The 17,531-nt window shown below is 71.6% G+C and carries 15 protein-coding genes, 1 pseudogene and 1 riboswitch; of the genes and pseudogenes, 10 read left to right on the top strand and 6 right to left on the bottom strand.

Annotated elements, in window-relative coordinates:
• The first annotated feature begins 144 nt into the window (after nt 1-144).
• Together frr and M1E25_RS04440 are read left to right on the top strand one after the other, a co-directional pair.
• On the top strand, nt 145-702 hold the full coding sequence (gene frr / locus M1E25_RS04445) for a ribosome recycling factor (RefSeq protein WP_251409873.1): 558 nt from the start codon (nt 145-147) through the stop codon (nt 700-702).
• Nucleotides 702-1,769: a phosphatidate cytidylyltransferase gene (locus tag M1E25_RS04440; RefSeq protein ID WP_251409870.1), complete on the top strand. Its 1,068-nt coding sequence runs from the start codon at nt 702-704 to the stop codon at nt 1,767-1,769. The genes frr and M1E25_RS04440 overlap by 1 nt, the downstream gene beginning before the upstream one ends.
• Before the next feature lie 242 nt (nt 1,770-2,011).
• Here the strand turns inward: M1E25_RS04440 and M1E25_RS04435 are convergent, their stop codons facing one another.
• Nucleotides 2,012-3,223, bottom strand: a complete 1,212-nt coding sequence (locus M1E25_RS04435; RefSeq protein ID WP_251409867.1) for a nitric oxide synthase oxygenase — start codon at nt 3,221-3,223, stop codon at nt 2,012-2,014.
• A 294-nt stretch (nt 3,224-3,517) separates the two neighbouring features.
• On the opposite strand from M1E25_RS04435, the pseudogene M1E25_RS04430 reads away from it, so the two are divergent.
• From M1E25_RS04430 to M1E25_RS04405, 6 genes and pseudogenes are all read left to right on the top strand, one after another.
• Nucleotides 3,518-4,092: pseudogene (locus tag M1E25_RS04430) on the top strand (transposase); the annotation flags it as partial.
• On the top strand, nt 4,089-4,487 hold the full coding sequence (locus M1E25_RS04425) for a hypothetical protein (RefSeq protein WP_251409864.1): 399 nt from the start codon (nt 4,089-4,091) through the stop codon (nt 4,485-4,487). The pseudogene M1E25_RS04430 and the gene M1E25_RS04425, both read left to right, overlap by 4 nt.
• Before the next feature lie 295 nt (nt 4,488-4,782).
• The gene (rlmN, locus tag M1E25_RS04420) at nt 4,783-5,889 is read left to right on the top strand and encodes a dual-specificity RNA methyltransferase RlmN (protein ID WP_251409861.1); all 1,107 of its coding nucleotides are present in this window, start codon (nt 4,783-4,785) and stop codon (nt 5,887-5,889) included.
• Nucleotides 5,890-5,950: 61 nt separating this feature from the next.
• A riboswitch (TPP riboswitch) is annotated at nt 5,951-6,059 on the top strand.
• Nucleotides 6,060-6,136: 77 nt separating this feature from the next.
• Nucleotides 6,137-7,240 (top strand): thiamine ABC transporter substrate-binding protein, encoded by a 1,104-nt coding sequence (locus M1E25_RS04415; protein WP_251409858.1) that lies wholly within the window; start codon nt 6,137-6,139, stop codon nt 7,238-7,240.
• Nucleotides 7,216-8,955 (top strand): ABC transporter permease, encoded by a 1,740-nt coding sequence (locus tag M1E25_RS04410; protein WP_372500520.1) that lies wholly within the window; start codon nt 7,216-7,218, stop codon nt 8,953-8,955. Before M1E25_RS04415 ends, M1E25_RS04410 begins: the two co-directional genes overlap by 25 nt.
• Nucleotides 8,955-10,007 carry an ABC transporter ATP-binding protein gene (locus M1E25_RS04405; protein WP_251409852.1) on the top strand — a complete coding sequence of 351 codons (1,053 nt, stop codon included), beginning with the start codon at nt 8,955-8,957 and terminating at the stop codon, nt 10,005-10,007. The genes M1E25_RS04410 and M1E25_RS04405 overlap by 1 nt, the downstream gene beginning before the upstream one ends.
• Here M1E25_RS04405 and M1E25_RS04400 read toward each other — a convergent pair.
• From M1E25_RS04400 to M1E25_RS04390, 3 genes are all read right to left on the bottom strand, one after another.
• Nucleotides 9,994-10,212, bottom strand: a complete 219-nt coding sequence (locus tag M1E25_RS04400; RefSeq protein WP_251409849.1) for a hypothetical protein — start codon at nt 10,210-10,212, stop codon at nt 9,994-9,996. The genes M1E25_RS04405 and M1E25_RS04400 overlap by 14 nt on opposite strands.
• A gap of 187 nt (nt 10,213-10,399) precedes the next feature.
• The gene (locus tag M1E25_RS04395) at nt 10,400-11,629 is read right to left on the bottom strand and encodes a hypothetical protein (protein WP_251409847.1); all 1,230 of its coding nucleotides are present in this window, start codon (nt 11,627-11,629) and stop codon (nt 10,400-10,402) included.
• Nucleotides 11,611-12,342, bottom strand: coding sequence for an ABC transporter ATP-binding protein (locus M1E25_RS04390; RefSeq protein WP_251409844.1), 732 nt, complete (start codon nt 12,340-12,342; stop codon nt 11,611-11,613). The genes M1E25_RS04395 and M1E25_RS04390 overlap by 19 nt, the downstream gene beginning before the upstream one ends.
• A 313-nt stretch (nt 12,343-12,655) precedes the next feature.
• Between M1E25_RS04390 and M1E25_RS04385 the strand changes: the two genes are divergently transcribed.
• The gene (locus tag M1E25_RS04385; protein ID WP_251409841.1) at nt 12,656-13,168 is read left to right on the top strand and encodes an NUDIX domain-containing protein; all 513 of its coding nucleotides are present in this window, start codon (nt 12,656-12,658) and stop codon (nt 13,166-13,168) included.
• A 63-nt stretch (nt 13,169-13,231) separates the two neighbouring features.
• Here the strand turns inward: M1E25_RS04385 and M1E25_RS04380 are convergent, their stop codons facing one another.
• On the bottom strand, nt 13,232-14,869 hold the full coding sequence (locus M1E25_RS04380) for a thiamine pyrophosphate-binding protein (protein WP_251409838.1): 1,638 nt from the start codon (nt 14,867-14,869) through the stop codon (nt 13,232-13,234).
• A gap of 55 nt (nt 14,870-14,924) precedes the next feature.
• On the bottom strand, nt 14,925-16,397 hold the full coding sequence (locus tag M1E25_RS04375) for a sodium:solute symporter family protein (protein ID WP_251409835.1): 1,473 nt from the start codon (nt 16,395-16,397) through the stop codon (nt 14,925-14,927).
• Between the two features lie 137 nt (nt 16,398-16,534).
• Between M1E25_RS04375 and M1E25_RS04370 the strand changes: the two genes are divergently transcribed.
• On the top strand, nt 16,535-17,531 hold a 997-nt coding region (locus tag M1E25_RS04370; protein ID WP_251409832.1), incomplete at its 3' end, for a PucR family transcriptional regulator ligand-binding domain-containing protein.

Genomic DNA, 17,531 nt, shown 5'->3' with positions numbered 1-17,531 from the left:
ATCTCCGGTGCGGCAGCGGTCTTGTCCGGGCCGGAGGAACCACCCGGCCCGGGGATGGACAACGTCCTGCGCGGTCGGACACCGTGCAGGTGAAGACGCGGGCAGGGGCGAGCCTGTGCTCACAACTAGGACCAGGAGCAAGTGGTGATCGAAGAGATCCTCCTCGAGGCCGAGGAGAAGATGGAAAAGGCCGTCGTGGTCGCCAAGGAGGACTTCGCCGCGATCCGCACCGGGCGTGCGCACCCGGCGATGTTCAACAAGATCGTGGCCGACTACTACGGTGCGATGACGCCTATCAACCAGCTGGCGTCCTTCTCGGTGCCGGAACCCCGCATGGCCGTGGTGACCCCGTTCGACAAGAGCGCCCTGCGCAACATCGAACAGGCCATCCGCGACTCGGACCTCGGCGTCAACCCGAGTAACGACGGCAACATCATCCGCGTGGTCTTCCCGGAGCTGACCGAGGAGCGCCGCAAGGACTACATCAAGGTCGCCAAGGGCAAGGCCGAGGACGCGAAGATCTCGATCCGCAGCGTCCGCCGCAAGGCGAAGGAATCCATCGACAAGCTGATCAAGGACGGCGAAGTCGGTGAGGACGAGGGCCGGCGTGCGGAGAAGGAGCTCGACGACACCACCGCGAAGTACGTGACGCAGGTGGACGAGCTGCTCAAGCACAAGGAAGCCGAGCTGCTCGAGGTCTGATGAACGACTCTTCCTGGGGCGCCCCGTCGCACCCCGGCCAATGGGGACCGTCCCAGCAGGGGGCGGTCCCGGCGGGTCCCGCGCACGGTGCAGCGCACGCGGCGCAGACTCGGCCCATGCCCACCGTGCCCGAGACAGGCGGAGACCAGGACGACCGTCACCGGGGGGCCGCCCGGCCGAGCGGCCCCCCGGCCGGCGGCAGTCGGAGCGCCGAACCCCCGCGGAGACCCGAGGAGTCCGCAGTGCCCCAGAAGAAGCGCGCCGGCCGTGACTTGCGCGCCGCCATAGGGGTTGGTGTGGGCCTCGGGGCCGTGATCATCGCCTCGTTGTTCTTCGTCAAGGACGTGTTCGTCGGTGTCATCACGGCGGCCGTCGTGGTCGGGCTCTGGGAGCTGACCACCCGGCTCGAGGAGCGCAAGGGCATCCGGATTCCGCTCGTACCGCTCGCCGTCGGCGGCGCTGCCATGATCGTGGCGGGGTATGTGCGGGGCACCGAAGGCGCCTGGTTCGCGATGGCCGTCACCGCGCTCGCGCTGCTGGTCTGGCGCATGGCCGAGCCGCCCGAGAACTATCTGCGGGACGTCACCGCCGGCATCTTCGCCGCCTTCTACGTCCCGTTCCTGGCGACATTCGTCGCCCTGATGCTCGCTGCGGACGACGGCGCGGAACGGGTGCTGACGTTTCTCCTGCTGACCGTCGTGAGCGACACCGGCGCCTATGCCGTCGGCTGGCGGTTCGGGACACACAAGCTCGCGCCGCGTATCAGCCCCGGCAAGACCCGCGAGGGGCTGTACGGCGGGGTCGCCTTCGCCATGATCGCCGGTGCACTGTGCATGGAGTTCCTGGTCGAGGGCGGCTCGTGGTGGCAGGGCCTCATCCTCGGATTCGCCGTCGCGATCAGTGCCACGCTCGGCGACCTGGGCGAGTCCATGATCAAGCGGGACCTCGGTATCAAGGACATGGGCAAGCTGCTGCCCGGCCATGGCGGCATCATGGACCGGCTCGACTCTCTGCTGCCGACCGCACCGGTGGTGTGGCTGCTGCTGGTGCTCTTCGTCGGGAACTGACGGGGCAGGTACGTCAACGAGGCGGGCCCTTCACCGGACGACAGGTGGAGGGCCCGCCTCGTTGCCCCGGTCGCGGGCCCTCGCGGAGACGCAGCGGCGACGGCACTCGGATCAGCGGAACCCGCATGCCGGGCCGCGCGGTGGAGCCGATTGAGAGGGCGGGCACCGGCGGGACAGGCGATCCGTGACCGTCGCACGCGCGCACCGGGGATCAACCCACAGGGACGCGGACACCGGAGTCGTCACATCAGGTCGGGCGCCACGTTCGTCGGCAGATAATCCGCGGAGTACTCACCCCGCCCGCGCCGGCGTGCGTCCGGGTCCAGCACGTATGCCGGCCGCAGGTCCGCGTCGTCGTAGTAGCGATGGTAGACCGGCGTCAGGCCGCCGGACACCGGTGGCACGATCCAGCTCCAGTCCGCGGGGCACCAGCGCCCTGCGCGTTCCTCCCGGGCGATGTGGTCGAGGAAGCGGCGGGACTCGGTGTGGTGGTCGGACATCGTCACGCCCGCGGCGTCGAAGGAGTGCAACACCGCGCGGTTGAGTTCCAGTAGCGCCCGGTCCCGCCAGAGCGTCCGTTCCGAGGACATGTCGAGCTCCATGAGGGCACCGATCAGAGGCAGGGTGTCGTAGCGGTCGGCGTCGACCAGGTTGCGTGCCGCGATCTCGGTCTGCAGGTACCAGCCGTTGAACGGCGCGGCACTGTATGACACTCCGCCGATCTCCAGGCGCATGTTCGAGATGGCCGGTATCGCGTGCCAGCGCAGGCCAAGTTCGGCGAACCACCGGAACTCGGGATGAGCGATCGGTACTTCCTCGACCGCGTCCTCGGGGAGCGGGTGCACGCTGAGCCCGGCCGGGGTCTCGATGATCAGCGGCAGGACGTCGAAGCGGTCACCCTTCCCCGCCCAGCCGAGGCGTTCGGCGAGGCGGGTGAAGCCGGTGTACTGCCGGTCGCCGACCGTCCCTCCGGCCTCGTCCTCGTAGCCCGCGTACCGGACGAGCTGGTCGTTCCATATGCGCATCGCCGAGCCGTCCGGCCGGTCCTGCGGGAAGACGGTGATGGTCGGACGGATGCGCCCGCCGCGCCAGGTGGTGCGCAGGTGATCGAAGCAGCCCTGAGCGATCTCGTCGGCGGACGAGGCATTCCGCAGGTCGCGTATGTGCAGGCTTCGCCAGTACAGCCGGCCGATGCAGCGCGAGGCGTTGCGCCAGGCCACACGGGCGCCCCAGGCCAGCTCCTCCTCGGTGTGCCGGTAGGTCCCCGTGCGGTCGATCTCCTCGGCGCAGGTGTGCATCCGGCCCCGCATCTCCGCCCCGGGACGGGGGTTCTCCCAGAAGAACCGTGAGAGGAAGGCCATCGCCTCCTCGGGGTCGGTCGGAGTGAACGATGGAGGTGCGTCACCGGGAGTGAGGCTGCCGGTCTGGACCGGTGTGCTCCGGGCGTGCAGCATGACGTCTTCTCTCGGCGGGGGGTGGGGGGGACGAACGGCATGATGGCCGATATTGAGTGGGATGTCCGGTTGCCCGTCATGGTTTACCGAGCTCGTGGCCGGAATCAAGGCGTTGCCGCCGGTAACCCGGTCGGCGCGCCAAGCCGGGCCGATGCGATGTCTCGGTGATCCTGGGATCCGGCGACGCCGGCCTGCCCCGGGGCAGCGGTAACGGGTTGGCCGGGGTCTACACAATCCGCCTGCTCGACAGACTCGCCGAACATGGCGCTCGTCGTTCATTTCTGGCCGGTGGAGCGGATCCAGGAACTCCTGCGCTGTCAGGTGCGGGAGACCCGTCCCTCGTGATCATCGACACCCAGTCCGTGCGCGCGGCCGCGGGTGTCCCGAAGACCACGACGGGGCTGGACGCCGGCAAGAAGGTGTCGGGGCGCAAGCGGGGACTGGCCGTGGACGTTCTGGGACTGATCATCGGCGTCGTGGTCCTGGCCGCTTCCGTGCACGACAACGCCGCCGGCACCGCCCTGCTCGACCAGGCCGCCGAGCGGTGCGGCAACCGCCTGGAGAAGGTCCTGGTGGACCAAGGGTTCAAGGACGAGGTCATCATCCACGGGGTCCTGCTGGACATCGATGTCGAGGTCGTCCGCCGCAACCCCGAAGATCAGGGCAAAGACTTCGTCCCGCAGCCCAAGCGGTGGATCGTGGAGCAGGCCAACGGCACGTTGAGGTTGCATCGTCGCCTGGCCCGCGAGTACGACCACCGCCCCGACACTTCCGCCTCTCGCATCTACTGGGCCTCCATCGCGAACATGGCCCGCCGCCTCACCACACCGAGTCCGGCCTGGCGCGACACTCTCGGGCTGGCCGCGTGAACGTCATCGAGCTCCTGGCGGACCTCCAGGCCCAGCATGACAAGACCACGGCCCGGACCGGTGAACTGCGCGATCAGATCGAGCACTTGACCGCGGTCCTGGCCGAGACCGAAGCGCGACTCGCGGACCTGGCCACCACCCAGAAGGTCATCACCGAACTCTCACCGGCTGGCGGCGGACCCGAACCGCCCGAGACGAACACCGCCTACCAGGCCATCGTGAACGCCTTCAACACCCACCCCGGCCAGGAGTTTCGAGCCCGTGAGCTGCACGAACTCCTCGGCATGCCCACCGACGAGGCATCCGTCAACATCACCCGCAGCCGCCTCGGACGCCTCACTCGCCAGGGCTTCCTCACCCAGCCGGGACGGGGCCGCTACCAGAAACGGACTTAACGTCCTCTCACAGCGGACGCGGAGAGCGGTATCCATGCTATCCATTGGGGCGAGGCCCACCTCGAAGCCGATCGCACCTTCGCGTGGACTCACAGCGATCCGCTGCCGCTCGCTCCCGGGGTGTTTGAATGAGCGCCCTCTACGCTCGCCCGTTGCAGCTGCTGTGCTTTGGCTTCCTGGGCCGTCTCTGCGCCGTGCGAGGTTGACCGATGTTGACAGATGGCGGCAGAGGGTGACCCGTCTCCCATTGCTCTGGCCTGGGCCGCCGTAGTTGATCTGCCACACTGGACGGACCATGCCTGCACCCGGAGAACTCACCTTCGTCGCGCCGCGCGGGGCCAAGAAGCCCCCGCGGCACCTTGCCGATCTCACCCCGGCCGAGCGCCGGGAGGCCGTCGCGGCGATCGGCGAGAAGCCGTTCCGCGCGGGACAGGTCTCCCGCCACTACTTCGCGCGCTACGCCGACGACCCGGCGGCCTGGACCGACATCCCGGCGGCGGCCCGCGAGAAGCTGGCCGCCGAGCTGCTGCCGGACCTGATGAGTGTGGTGCGGCACATCAGCTGCGACGACGACACGACGCGCAAGACGCTGTGGCGTCTCTTCGACGGCACCCTCGTCGAGTCCGTGCTCATGCGCTATCCCGACCGGGTCACCATGTGCATTTCCTCGCAGGCGGGCTGCGGGATGAACTGCCCGTTCTGCGCCACCGGCCAGGCCGGCCTCGACCGCAACCTGTCCACGGCCGAGATCGTCCACCAGATCGTCGACGGTATGCGCGCGCTGCGTGACGGCGAGATCCCCGGGGGCCCCGCGCGGCTGTCGAACATCGTCTTCATGGGCATGGGTGAGCCGCTGGCCAACTACAACCGGGTCGTCGGCGCCATCCGCCGGCTCACCGACCCGGAGCCGGACGGCCTGGGTCTGTCGCAGCGCGGCATCACGGTCTCGACGGTCGGCCTGGTCCCGGCAATGCTGCGGTTCGCCGACGAGGGCCTCAAGTGCCGGCTCGCCGTCTCCCTCCACGCACCCGACGACGAACTCCGCGACACTCTCGTGCCGGTCAACACCCGGTGGAAGGTCCGCGAAGTCCTCGACGCCGCCTGGGAGTACGCCGACAAGTCCGGTCGCCGCATCTCCATCGAGTACGCCCTGATCAGGGACATCAACGACCAGGCCTGGCGCGGCGATCTCCTCGGCCGGCTCCTCAAGAGCCGCCGCGTGCACGTCAACCTCATCCCGCTCAACCCGACGCCCGGCTCCAAGTGGACGGCCTCCCGCCCGGAGGACGAGCGGGCCTTCGTCGCGGCGCTCGAACGGCACGGGGTCCCCGTCACGGTGCGGGACACCCGCGGCCAGGAGATCGACGGCGCCTGCGGCCAGCTCGCGGCCTCCGAACGCTGAACGCCGCACACCCGGGGTCGGGTTCGGCCTGCCCTTGCTAAGGTGTGTTCGAAACAAATTCACATTCCGACAGGGGAGCGCGCAGCGCTGAGAGTGCGGCAGAGACAGGCCGCAGACCCTCGAACCTGAACCGGGTCATGCCGGCGTAGGGAGTTCGGTCACCACTCGAGCTGTTGCGCCCCGCCGTGCGCCGACCACCGGCCGCGGCGGGGCGTGCGCCTTCTCCTGGCAAGCCAGGAGGAATTCAGTGATCACCACCATCTCCGTCCACCGGGGCCGTGCCATAGCAGCGACGGTCGCCGCAGCCCTCGGAGCCTCGGCCCTCGCCGGGTGCGGCGCCGGCACGGGCGACTCCGCGGGCAAGGGGGGCACGTCCAAGACCGTCACCCTGGTCTCGCACGACTCGTTCGCCGCATCCGACCCGGTCCTGAAGCAGTTCACGAAACGGACCGGCTACAAGGTCCGGGTGCTGCGCGGCGGCGACGCCGGCACCGCCGTCAACCAGGCCGTCCTGTCCAAGGGCCACCCGCAGGGCGACGTCCTCTTCGGCGTCGACAACACCCTGCTCTCCCGGGCCCTCGGCAACGGCATCTTCACCCCGCACCGCGCCAAGGGGCTCGAACAGGTCCCCGCAGCACTGCAGTTGGACGGCAAGCAGCACCGGGTCACGCCCGTCGACACCGGCGACATCTGCGTCAACTACGACCGCGCCTGGTTCGCCGACCACGACCTGGCGCCGCCGAAGACCTTCGCCGACCTCGTCAAGCCGCAGTACAAGAACCTGCTGGTCACCGAGAACGCGGCCACCTCGTCACCCGGCCTCGCCTTCCTCCTCGGCACCGTGGCCGAGTACGGAGCCGACGGCTGGCAGGGCTACTGGAAGAAGCTCCGGGCCAACGGCGTCGAGGTCGTCGACGGTTGGGAGCAGGCCTACAACGACCGCTTCTCCGGCTCGGCGGGCGGCAAGGGCAAGGGCGACAAGCCGCTCGCGGTCTCCTACGCCTCCAGCCCGCCCGCCGAGGTCCTCGGTGCCGAGCCGCAGCCGAAGCAGGGCCCGACCGGAGTCGCCACCGGCACCTGCTTCCGCCAGATCGAGTTCGCGGGTCTTCTCGACGGCGCGAAGAACCCCGAAGGCGGAAAGGCGCTGCTGGACTTCCTGCTGAGCAAGACCTTCCAGGAGGACGTGCCGCTGCAGATGTTCGTCAACCCGGCGCGTCGGGACGCGGCGCTGCCCGAGGTGTTCACGCGCTACGGAGCGAAGATCGAAAACCCGGCAACCCTGGCTCCGCGCAGCATTGCGAAGCACCGTGACCGATGGGTCAAGACGTGGTCGTCGCTCGTCCTGAAGTGAACGCGTCCCCGGCCCGGGACGGCCGCCGTCCGCAGCGACCGCGGCCGTCCCGGGGGCGGGAACTCGCCCTCCGGCTCGGCCTGACGGCCGTTCCCGCCGCCTTCTTCACCGTCTTCTTCGCACTCCCGGTCGCCGCCATCGTCGCCCGGGGCACCCGGGCCGACGGGCAGTGGCACACCGGGCACCTCGCCGGCGTCCTCGGCGACCACGACGTCCAGCAGGTGCTCTGGTTCACCGGCTGGCAGGCCGCCGCATCCACCGCGCTGACGCTCGCAGTCGGCCTGCCGGGCGCCTATGTCTTCGCCCGCTTCGACTTCCCGGGCCGGAACCTGCTGCGTGCGGTCGTGACCGTGCCGTTCGTGCTGCCCACGGTCGTCGCGGGATCGGCGTTCCTCGCCCTGCTGGGCCGGGGTGGTCTCCTCGACGACCTGTGGGGCGTCCGGCTCGACACCACCGTGTGGGCGATCCTCCTCGCCCACGTCTTCTTCAACCTCGCGGTCGTCATCCGCACCGTCGGCGGGCTGTGGGCGCAGCTGGACCCGCAGCAGGAGGAGGCGGCCCGGATGCTCGGCGCCGGCCGCCTCCGGGCCTGGCGCACCGTGACACTGCCGGCCCTCGCGCCGGCCGTTGCCGCCGCCGGGCTGATGGTGTTCCTCTTCACCTTCACTTCCTTCGGGGTGGTCCAGATCCTCGGTGGCCCGCGCTACTCCACCCTCGAGGTGGAGATCTACCGGCAGACCGCCCAGTTGCTGGACCTGCGCACCGCGGCCGTCCTCACCCTGCTCCAGTTCGCGGCCGTCGCCGCCCTCCTGGCCGTGCACGCACGCACCGTCCGCCGACGGGAGAGCTCCCTCACCCTGGTCGACGCCGCCCGCACGGCCCGCCGCCCCGAAGGCCCCGCCCAGTGGGCGCTGCTCTGGGCGGTGCTCACCGTGGTGCTGCTGCTCGTGCTCCTCCCGCTCGGTGTCCTCGTCGAGCGTTCCCTGACCGGTCCGGACGGCTACGGACTGGACCACTACCGGGCGCTGATGTCCCCGGCAGGCAGTGGCGCGACGTTCCTCGTCGCCCCCGTCGAGGCGGTCGGCAACTCGCTCGCCTACGCCGCCGTCGCCACGGGCGTCGCCCTGCTCGTCGGCGGGCTTGCGGCCACCGCGCTCGCCCGAGCCCCGGTGGGCCGGGGGCCGGGGAGCCGGATGCTGCGCGGCTTCGATGCGCTGCTGATGCTGCCGTTGGGTACGTCCGCCGTCACCGTCGGCTTCGGCTTCCTCATCACACTCGACGAACCGCCGCTGGACTTGCGCGACTCCTGGCTGCTCGTGCCGCTCGCCCAGGCGCTGGTGGGCGTGCCCTTCGTGGTGCGCACCGTGCTGCCCGTACTGCGTGCGGTGGACGACCGGCTGCGCCAGGCCGCCGCCGTACTCGGCGCCTCCCCGTTGCGGGCCTGGCGGGAGGTGGACCTGCCGATGGTGCGCCGTGCGGTGCTCGTCGCCGCCGGCTTCGCCTTCGCCGTCTCGCTCGGCGAGTTCGGCGCGACCGTGTTCATCGCCCGGCCCGAGGCGCCCACCCTGCCCGTCGCGGTCGCCCGGCTGCTGGGGCGCGCCGGGGAGCTCAACTACGGCCAGGCGATGGCCCTGAGCACCGTCCTGATGCTGGTGTGCGCCGCCTCCCTGCTCCTGCTGGAGCGCTTGCGCACCGACCGTTCCGGAGAGTTCTGATGTCCCTGCTGAACCTGGACGGTGTCGGCGTGCGGTTCGGCACCCACACCGCGCTGGACTCCGTCGACCTGGAGCTGGACGAGCACCGCACGGTGTGCGTGCTCGGGCCGAGCGGCAGCGGCAAGTCCACGTTGCTGCGTGTCATAGCCGGTCTGCAGAAGGCGGATGCGGGGCGGGTCCTGCTCGACGGACGCGACCTGAGTGGAGTCCCGGCGCACCGCAGGGGCTTCGGCCTGATGTTCCAGGACCACCAGCTCTTCCCGCAGCGGGACGTCGCCGGGAACGTCGCCTTCGGCCTGCGGGTCCGCGGTACGGGCCGCGCCGAGGCCGAACACACCGTGGCCGGGCTTCTCGAACTCGTGGGACTCCCGGGCGCCCAGCGACGGAACATCGCCTCCCTCTCCGGCGGAGAGCAGCAGCGGGTCGCCCTGGCCCGGGCGCTCGCCCCGCAGCCGCGTGTGCTCATGCTCGACGAACCGCTGGGCCGCCTCGACCGGCGCCTGCGCGAGCGCCTCGTGGTCGAACTGCGGGAGCTCTTCGGACGGCTGGGGACGACCGTGCTGGCCGTGACGCATGATCAGGGCGAGGCGTTCGCCCTCGCCGACCGGGTCGTCGTGATGCGCGACGGCCGGATCGCGCAGACCGGAACGCCGATGGAGGTGTGGCAGCGGCCCGCGTCCGCATTCGTGGCCCGTTTCCTCGGCTTCGACAACGTGGTTCCGGCGACGGTCGCCGGCGCGGTCGCCGACACGGTGTGGGGCAAGGTGCCGGTGCCCGGAGGGACGCCGGCGGGGCCGTGCCGGCTGCTGATCCGCCCGGCCGGGGTGCGGCCCGTGCCGGTGCACGGGGGCCTGCCGTGCGCGGTGACCGCCCGTACGTTCCGCGGGGACCGGGTGGTGCTGCGCCTGCGTCCGCACGACGGCCCGCCCCTCGAGGCGTCCTGTGCGCCGGGCGATGCGCCGGAGCCGGGCGCCGAGGTGGGCGTGGTCTTCGCGGCCGGCGAGGTGGTGCGCCTTCCGGACGAGGACACCGGCCGGCTCACCGGCGCGTGAGCGTCATCAGCCCGTCCACCAGGTGTTCGGCGGGTGCTGCTCCCGTGTCCGGCCGGTGCAGTTGCTGACCGAGGACCACGGCCACCGCCGTCCCGGACGGCCGGGATGCCTCCGGTACTCCGAGCCCGGTGAGAATGCGCTCCGTGGAACGCGACCTCGCCGAAGGGAACGTCGCTCCGGCGAGTTGCGGCCGCTCGGTGCACAACGGGTCGGCTCCCGGGCATCGCCGCACGGGTGCAGCGCCGGTCCGGTGCCGGCAGCAGCGTCGAGTCCGTGCCCGCAAGGAGCCGGCGCTGACGGGCTGCGCGGCGTCTGCGCCGGCCCTGAAATGCCGCGCCGCCCGGAAGCACGGTGCTTCCGGGCGGCGCGCCGGCTGAGCCGGTTCCGGCGGCTCAGCTGCGCAGGGGCATCGCCGCGAGTTCGGCGACGAGCCAGGTGACCGGGGCCAGCACCAGGAAGAGCATGGCGGTACGGGCCGCGACCGCGTGGCGCAGCAACCGCGTCGTCACCCCCAGCCGCTGCAACGCTGCCGTCGTCGTGCCGCGCAGGCTGCGCATCTCCACCGCCGCGGTCAGCACGGTGGCGGTGGCGCAGGACATCACCAGCGCGGCGCCGAGCCCCGTCAGCGGACCGAACGGCGAACCCGGTGCGGACGCCGAGGCCGAGCCGTAGAGCTCGCTGGTCGCCAGGGCACCCGAGGCGACCGCGCACAGCACTCCGAGCGGGCGGCCGATGCGCTGGGCCTCGCCCTGCAGGACCCGCCCGGCCAGCAGCCGCAGGGCGCTGGGCCGGCCGGCGGACAGCAGTCGCCCCGCCGCGTGGGTCAGCCCGGGACCGGCGAAGATCAACCCGATCGCGGTGAGCATCCAGCCCCCGATGACCCCGGGCGATCCCGATCCGAGCCGCCCGGGCATGGGCAGCAGGCTCTCCGGGGCGGGCGGTACCCCATGGCCCGCGTAGGCCTCGAGCGCCAGCCCCATCGCCATCAGCGCCACGCCCCACGGCAGTCCGCGGGGAGCCGTGGTCACCGGAGGGAGGATCTGGGCCGTGCCCGGGTCGGCCGGCTGCTCCGCAGGAGGCCGGCCGGCGTCCGGAGTCGTGTCGGGTCGGTTGGCCGGGGGGCGCAGGGCGATCGCCGCCGACGTGGCCGCCAGGACCGGGGCCGCGCCGAGCAGCGTGATCACTCCGGCCCCCGGCAACCGGGCCTCGGCGCCCAGGACCTGGGTCAGGACGCCGTGCACCGGGGGGCTGCCGAGATCGCCGCGCAGGTACAGGAAGACGAGCAGGGCGATCGCGCTGCCGACCACACAGGACGCCGCTGTCGAGGCCGCCGCCACCATCGCCAGCCGGAACGGGCCGAGCCCGACCGACGACAGCCCCGGCTTCGGGCGGGAGGCGGGATCGGCGCGGGCCACGACCACCGCCAACTGGACCATGGCGGCGAGCGGGACGGCGCACCACAGCAGCCGCATCACCGAGGCAGCGGCCTGTGCCGGGTGGGAGGCGGCATAGCCGAGCGTGCACAGCAGCAGGAAGCCGACACCGGCGGACGCGGCGGCCACCATCAGCCGGCGCAGCAGCACCAGCGGATGAGCGCCGCGGGCTAGACGGAGAGCGAGCACGCGGCCCTGCCTTCCGTCCCGCCCGTGACCACGCCGCCGCCGACCCGGCGGCCGTCGAGCAGCGCGATGGTCCGGTCCGCGAGACCCGCCACCTCCACGTCGTGCGTGGCCAGCACCACCGTGATGCCGTGGGTGCGGGCCGCGGCGGTGAGCGTACGCAGTACCTGGGCCCGGTCGGAGCGGTGCAGGATCGCGGACGGCTCGTCGGCGAAGAGCACGAACGGTTCGCAGGCCAGCGCGCGGGCGATCGAGACGCGCTGCCGCTGGGCCTGGAGCAGCGCGGCCGGCCGCTTGCGGGTGCAGTCGGCGACATCCAGCCGCTCCAGCCATTCCTGGGCCACCGCCTTGGCGACCCGGTGCGGGGTACCGCGCAACAGCAGCGGAAGGGCGGCGTTCTCCCACGCCGTCAGTTCCGGGACCAGATGCGGTTCGGTGTCGATCCAGCCGAACCGGTCCCTGCGCAACCGCTCCCGGTCCATTGGGCCCATCGTGTGCACCGGGACGCTGTTGAACCACACCTCACCGCTCTCCGGCAGGATCTGGCCCGCCAGACACCGCAGCAGCGTCGTCTTGCCGCTTCCGCGCGGGCCGGTGACGGCGAGGATCTCGCCCTCGCGGACACCGACGGAGACGTTGGCGAGAGCGGGGGATCCGTTGTGCGAATGGTGCAGGGCGCGTGCCCAGAGCACGTCGTTGTCCGGCGGGGTCACCATGGCGAACACCTCGGCTTACCTACGACAGGTCCGTTCCCCTGTCCGGCTGAACGAACACGAGGCCAATCGGTCACTGGCACCGTAGGTACTCCGGGCCCGCCCCGGGGGCGGCTCGGCGCGGCCGTCGGCGAGGTTCCTCCGTACGGCTCATGTGATCAGGTGACAGGTTCTCTTCGGTTGGCATCCCCCTCCCTGGAGTCACGGCGGTTTGCCATGAGGGTTGGCGTGTTGCCGCAGCGTGTGACGTTGATGAGATCGATGGGACGTGGGCGATGTCAGTGGGTGACCGTATGTTGGCCCGATGATTCGGAACATGGCCGACAAGCGGGCCGTCGAGGCCGCGGTCGTGGATGCTCAACGGGCGATGGCCGAGTTCGACGGGGCCCGCCAGTGGTTCGCCGCTGCCCGGCAGCGGCCGATGGAGCCACTCGGGGCCGAGGTCTGGGTATTCGACACGATCCTTGCCCAGGTGTTGTTGGTGAAGCACCCCTGGCGGGGGTGGGTTCCGCCGGGCGGGAAGGTCGAAGCCGGAGAAACGCCCAGCGAGGGTGCGGCCCGGGAACTGCTCGAAGAGACGGGTCTTCAGCCGGAACTGCTGCCCGACCCGGCGGCGGTTGCGGTTCGCTCGTATCACCCGCGCCACCCGGTCACTCTGGGCTTGTCGTATGCGACGGTCGTTGATGCGGCAACCCCGTTCGTCGGGGAGGACGGGCAGCCGGTGGCATGGAAGCGTCTGGACGAGGGCTGGGAGAGCTGCTTTCCCGATGATCTGTTGCGTATCCGTCAGCACGCGGCGTGGTTGGCCGGCCGGATGGGCGGTCACTGAGGAGTTGCCCCGGGTCCGCCGCGACGTGCGGGTTCGCGGCGGAGTTCGCAGTTCTCGGCCTGCTCAGGCGTCCGGGCCGCCGAGGTGGGTGGGCGCGAACATCCGGAGCAGAGCGGGGAGGACGACCACCGAGGGGCCCGGTGCGGCGAGAGCCGCGGCGAGATCGGCCGCCAGCTCCTCGGGGGACGTCCGGACCGCGGGCACCCCGAAGGACTCGGCAAGGGCCGGGAAGTCGGGACGGGCCAGCTCGGTCGCGGTCGCCGTACCGAACACGTCGGTCATGTACTCGCGGAGAATCCCGTAACCGCCGTCGTCGACGATCAACCAGGTGACGGGCAGGTCGTACTGACGGGCCGTGGCCAGCTCGGCGATCGAGTACATCGCGCCGCCGTCGCCCGAAACCGCCAGGACCGGCGCCGACCGGTCCGCGGCGGCCGCGCCGAGCGCCGCGGGGAACGCGTACCCGAGGCCGCCCGCGCCCTGGGCCGAGTGCATGCCCCCCTCGCGCGGGTCGAAGGCCGACCACGCCCAGTAGGCCAGGATCGTCATGTCCCAGAAGGAGGCCGCGTCGTCGGGCAGCGCCCGGCGGACGCTCGCCAGCACCTCCTGCTCGGTGGCCAGGTCCTGGCCCTCGATCCGCTCCCGCACCCGCGCCAGCAGCGCGGCGGCCCGCTGCGCGCCCTGCCGTTCCCGGCCGGGAGCGACCCCGGCGGCCAGCGCGCCGAGCGCGAGCCGCGCATCGGCATGCACGCCGAGCGCCGGATGGTTCGACTCCAGCTTGCCGAGATCCGCCTCGACCTGGATGACCCGGCCGCGCGGCGCGAACGTGTGGTAGTTCGACGAGAGTTCGCCCAGACCGGAGCCGACGACCAGCAGCACGTCCGCCTGTTCCAGCAGGTCGGTGGTGTGCCGGTCCTCCAGCCACGACTGGAGCGAGAGCGGATGTTCCCAGGGGAACCCGCCCTTGCCGCCGAACGTGGTGGCGACCGGGGCGTCCAGCTTCCGGGCCAACTCCAGCAGTTCGGTCTGTGCCTGCGCCCGCACCACGCCGCCGCCGGCCAGCACGACCGGCCGCTCGGCCGCGTCGAGCAGCCGCACCGCCTCGTCGACCAGCTCCGGCCGCGGCGCGGGCACCTCCGGCTGCGCCCCCAACGACCGGACGGGCGGCACGGACGTCTCGGCCAGCAGGACGTCCTGGGGGATCTCCACCCATACCGGGCCGCACGGCGCCTCCAGGGCCGCCTGCCAGGCCTGAGCGATGGCGGACGGGATCTGCGACGCGCTGCGCACCGTGTGGACCGACTTCACCACGTCCCGGAACGACGCCTGCTGGTCGACCAGTTCGTGCAAGTAGCCCTTGCGCCCGCCGCCCAGTCCCGCGGCGGGCACCTGGCTGCTGATGCCGAGGACGGGGGCGGAGGCCGCGGCCGACTCCTGGAGAGCGGCGAGCGTCATCAGCGCCCCCGGCCCCGTCGAGACCAGCAGTGGCGCCACGCTCCCCGTCACCCGCGCGAACGCGTCGGCCGCGAACCCGGCGTTGTTCTCCACCCGCAGCCCCACGTACTCGAGCGCGGAACGGCGCAGGGCGTCGAACGTGCCGAGGGCGTGCTGTCCGGGGAGCCCGAACACCGTGGTCGCCCCGAGTGAGGTGAGGGATTCGACGACGAGGTCGCCGCCGTTGCGCGGCTGCGCGCTGTGCATGGGGGTGGTGCCTTCCTGGAAGCGGTGATGCGGGTGCGGCCCGCGGGTGTGGTGGTCAGGCCCCGGCCGGTACTCCCGCGGGCGCCTCTTCCGGTTCGGGTCCGGCCTCGCCGGCCAGCCGCTTGCGCCAGGCCTCGAGCACGGCCGGGTCGGTCGGCTTCGTGGCCAGGCTGACCACGACGTAGGTCAGGAGCGAGGCCAGTAGCCCGTAGTAGATCGGCTCGTTGGCGAGGATTCCCTTCGCCCACATGAAGGCCACGACCGTGACGCCGCCGACGGCCACGGACGCCAGCGCCCCGGTCGCCGTGCCGCGCTTCCACAGCAGCCCGCCGAGGATCGGTACGAGCAGGCCGCCCACCAGGAGGTTGTAGGCGACGGTGAGCGCCTCGACCACGTTGTTGAGCACGATGGCGATGACCACGACCGCCGCGCCCATGATCAGGATGAAGACGCGGTTGCCCCGCACCTCGTCGTGCGCCGCCTCACCGGCCGCGGCCACCTTGCCGCGCAGCCGGGACCAGATGTCGTTGTTGGCCACCGTGGCGCAGGCGATCAGTGCACCGGAGGAGGTCGACATGACCGCCGACAGCGCCGCGGCGAGGACCAGCCCCTTCACGCCGATCGGCAGCGACTCATTGACCATCACCGCGAACGCGTCGTCGGCGCTGGCCAGGTTCGGGTGCAGGACCTTCGCGGCGGTCCCGATGACGGCCCCGGCCAGCGCGTACGCCAGGCAGTAGGTGCCCGCTGCCGTGCCGCCGATCTTGGCGACGCGGTCGCTGCGTGCGGTGAACACGCGCTGCCAGATGTCCTGGCCGATCAGCATGCCGAACGAGTAGATCAGCACGTAGGTGAAGACGGTCTGCGCTCCGATGCTCATCGGGGAGAAGTAGTCGTCCGGAAGCTCGGCGGCCATCTTCGAGAAGCCACCCGCCTTGACCACGGCGATGGGCAGCAGGAGCAGCAGCACGCCGATCGTCTTCACCACGAACTGCACCATGTCCGTGAGCGTGATCGACCACATGCCGCCGAGCGTGGAGTAGCAGATCACGATGGCCCCGCCGAGGATGATCGCCACCACTCGGTCGATGCCGAAGATGACGTCGAAGATGGTGGCGTACGCGATGGTCGAGGTCACTGCGAGCATGAGGGTGTACGCCCACATCACGATTCCGGATATGAGCCCCGAGGTGCCGCCGTAGCGCAGGTCGAGCATTTGGCTGACCGTGTAGACCTTCAGCCGCGCGATGCGGGCCGAGAACAGGATGCTGAGCGCCAGCAGCCCCAGGCCGATGGCGAAGACCATCCAGGCGCCGGAGAGCCCGTGCTGGTAGCCGAGGCCGACGCCGCCGATGGTGGACGCGCCGCCCAGCACGATCGCGGCCATCGTGCCGGAGTACATGGACGGTCCGAGCCGGCGGCCGGCGACGAGGAACTCGCTCTTCGACTTGGCGCGGCGCATGCCCCACCAGCCGAGCGCGAGCATCCCCGCGAGATAGACGACGATCACGGCGTAGTCCACAGCCATGGCTGCTCCTGGGGCGAGGGGGACGGAAGGGGGAGGAGTTCTGGGCTGTGACCCTAGGGGGCTGCCGATCGGGCCGGGAAGTGTATGTTTCCTCCACTTGTGAAGCCCTGAACGGATGAAACATCCAGAGGACCCCCGTGCACGAACTCCTGCCTCCCACCGTTCCCGTGCCGCTGTCGCTGCTGCTGGACGAGCCGTCCCTCGGACTGCGCCGGGTGGCCGGCCCGGCGGCTGACCGGGATGTCCACGCGGTGCACACCAGCGAGATGGAGGACCCCGTTCCGTACCTGCTGGGTGGTGAACTTCTGCTCAGTGCCGGGGTCAAGGGGCCGGCCGCCGACGCCGGTCCGGCGGCCGGGGAGTACTGGGACCGTTATGTGGCCCGCACGGTCGAGGCGGGCGCGGCGGCACTCGGCTTCGGCGTCGCACCCGTCCACGAGGCCGTGCCCGAGGCTCTGGTGCGGGCCTGCGACCGCCACGGACTGCCGCTGCTCGAGGTGCCGCGCCGCACCCCGTTCACGGCCGTGGCACGGGCGATGTGGCAGGCGGTGGCCGAGCGGCGCCACCGCGACCTCCAGCACATGTCCGAGGCCCAGCGGTCCCTTGCCGTGGCCGCTGCCCGCCCGCACCCGGTCCCGGCCGTCCTGCGGCAGTTGGCCCGCCACGTCGGCGGATGGGCAGTGCTCCTCGGGCGGGACGGTGTCCGGCTGGCCGAGGCCGGGACGCCGCCGGAGGCTCCGGTCCGGGACGAACTGGTGTCGCTGGCCGCCCGCCTGCGGCCGGGACGTTCGTCGGCCGCAGCGACGGCCGGCGGGAGCCGACTGAGCGTGTACGGGCTACCGGCCGCGCCCGGGGGCGGGGCCACCGCCCTCGGCGTGAGCACTCCCGTGCGTGACGCCGGGGGCGCGGCGCTCGCCGGTGTCGCGGTCGTGCTGCTGTCCCTGCTGACCGGGGCCCGTACCGCCGAGGCCGACGCCGCCCGGTCGGCCGCGCTGGTACGGCTGCTGCTGGGCGCCGCCCCGGCCGATGTGGCGCCGCTGCTGGACGGCGGCGAGGAATGGACCGTCGTCCATGGCAGACGGCGCGGCCCGCAGCAGGAGGGCGGCCCGCTCGCAGCCTCCGCCCTGGCCGCGG

It is taken from the genome of Streptomyces meridianus (genome assembly GCF_023703325.1).
Lineage (GTDB): Bacteria > Actinomycetota > Actinomycetes > Streptomycetales > Streptomycetaceae > Streptomyces > Streptomyces meridianus.
Note: the sequence above shows the minus strand (reverse complement) of the source record. Positions and strands in the feature narration are given on the sequence as shown.

Excerpts from the sequence above, each read along its gene's own strand:
- M1E25_RS04440 (WP_251409870.1), top strand. The coding sequence starts at position 702 with ATGAACGACTCTTCCTGGGGCGCCCCGTCGCACCCCGGCCAATGGGGA.
- M1E25_RS04435 (WP_251409867.1), bottom strand. The coding sequence starts at position 3,223 with ATGCTGCACGCCCGGAGCACACCGGTCCAGACCGGCAGCCTCACTCCC.
- rlmN (WP_251409861.1), top strand. The coding sequence starts at position 4,783 with ATGCCTGCACCCGGAGAACTCACCTTCGTCGCGCCGCGCGGGGCCAAG.
- M1E25_RS04405 (WP_251409852.1), top strand. The coding sequence starts at position 8,955 with ATGTCCCTGCTGAACCTGGACGGTGTCGGCGTGCGGTTCGGCACCCAC.
- M1E25_RS04390 (WP_251409844.1), bottom strand. The coding sequence starts at position 12,342 with ATGGTGACCCCGCCGGACAACGACGTGCTCTGGGCACGCGCCCTGCAC.
- M1E25_RS04385 (WP_251409841.1), top strand. The coding sequence starts at position 12,656 with ATGGCCGACAAGCGGGCCGTCGAGGCCGCGGTCGTGGATGCTCAACGG.
- M1E25_RS04380 (WP_251409838.1), bottom strand. The coding sequence starts at position 14,869 with ATGCACAGCGCGCAGCCGCGCAACGGCGGCGACCTCGTCGTCGAATCC.
- M1E25_RS04375 (WP_251409835.1), bottom strand. The coding sequence starts at position 16,397 with ATGGCTGTGGACTACGCCGTGATCGTCGTCTATCTCGCGGGGATGCTC.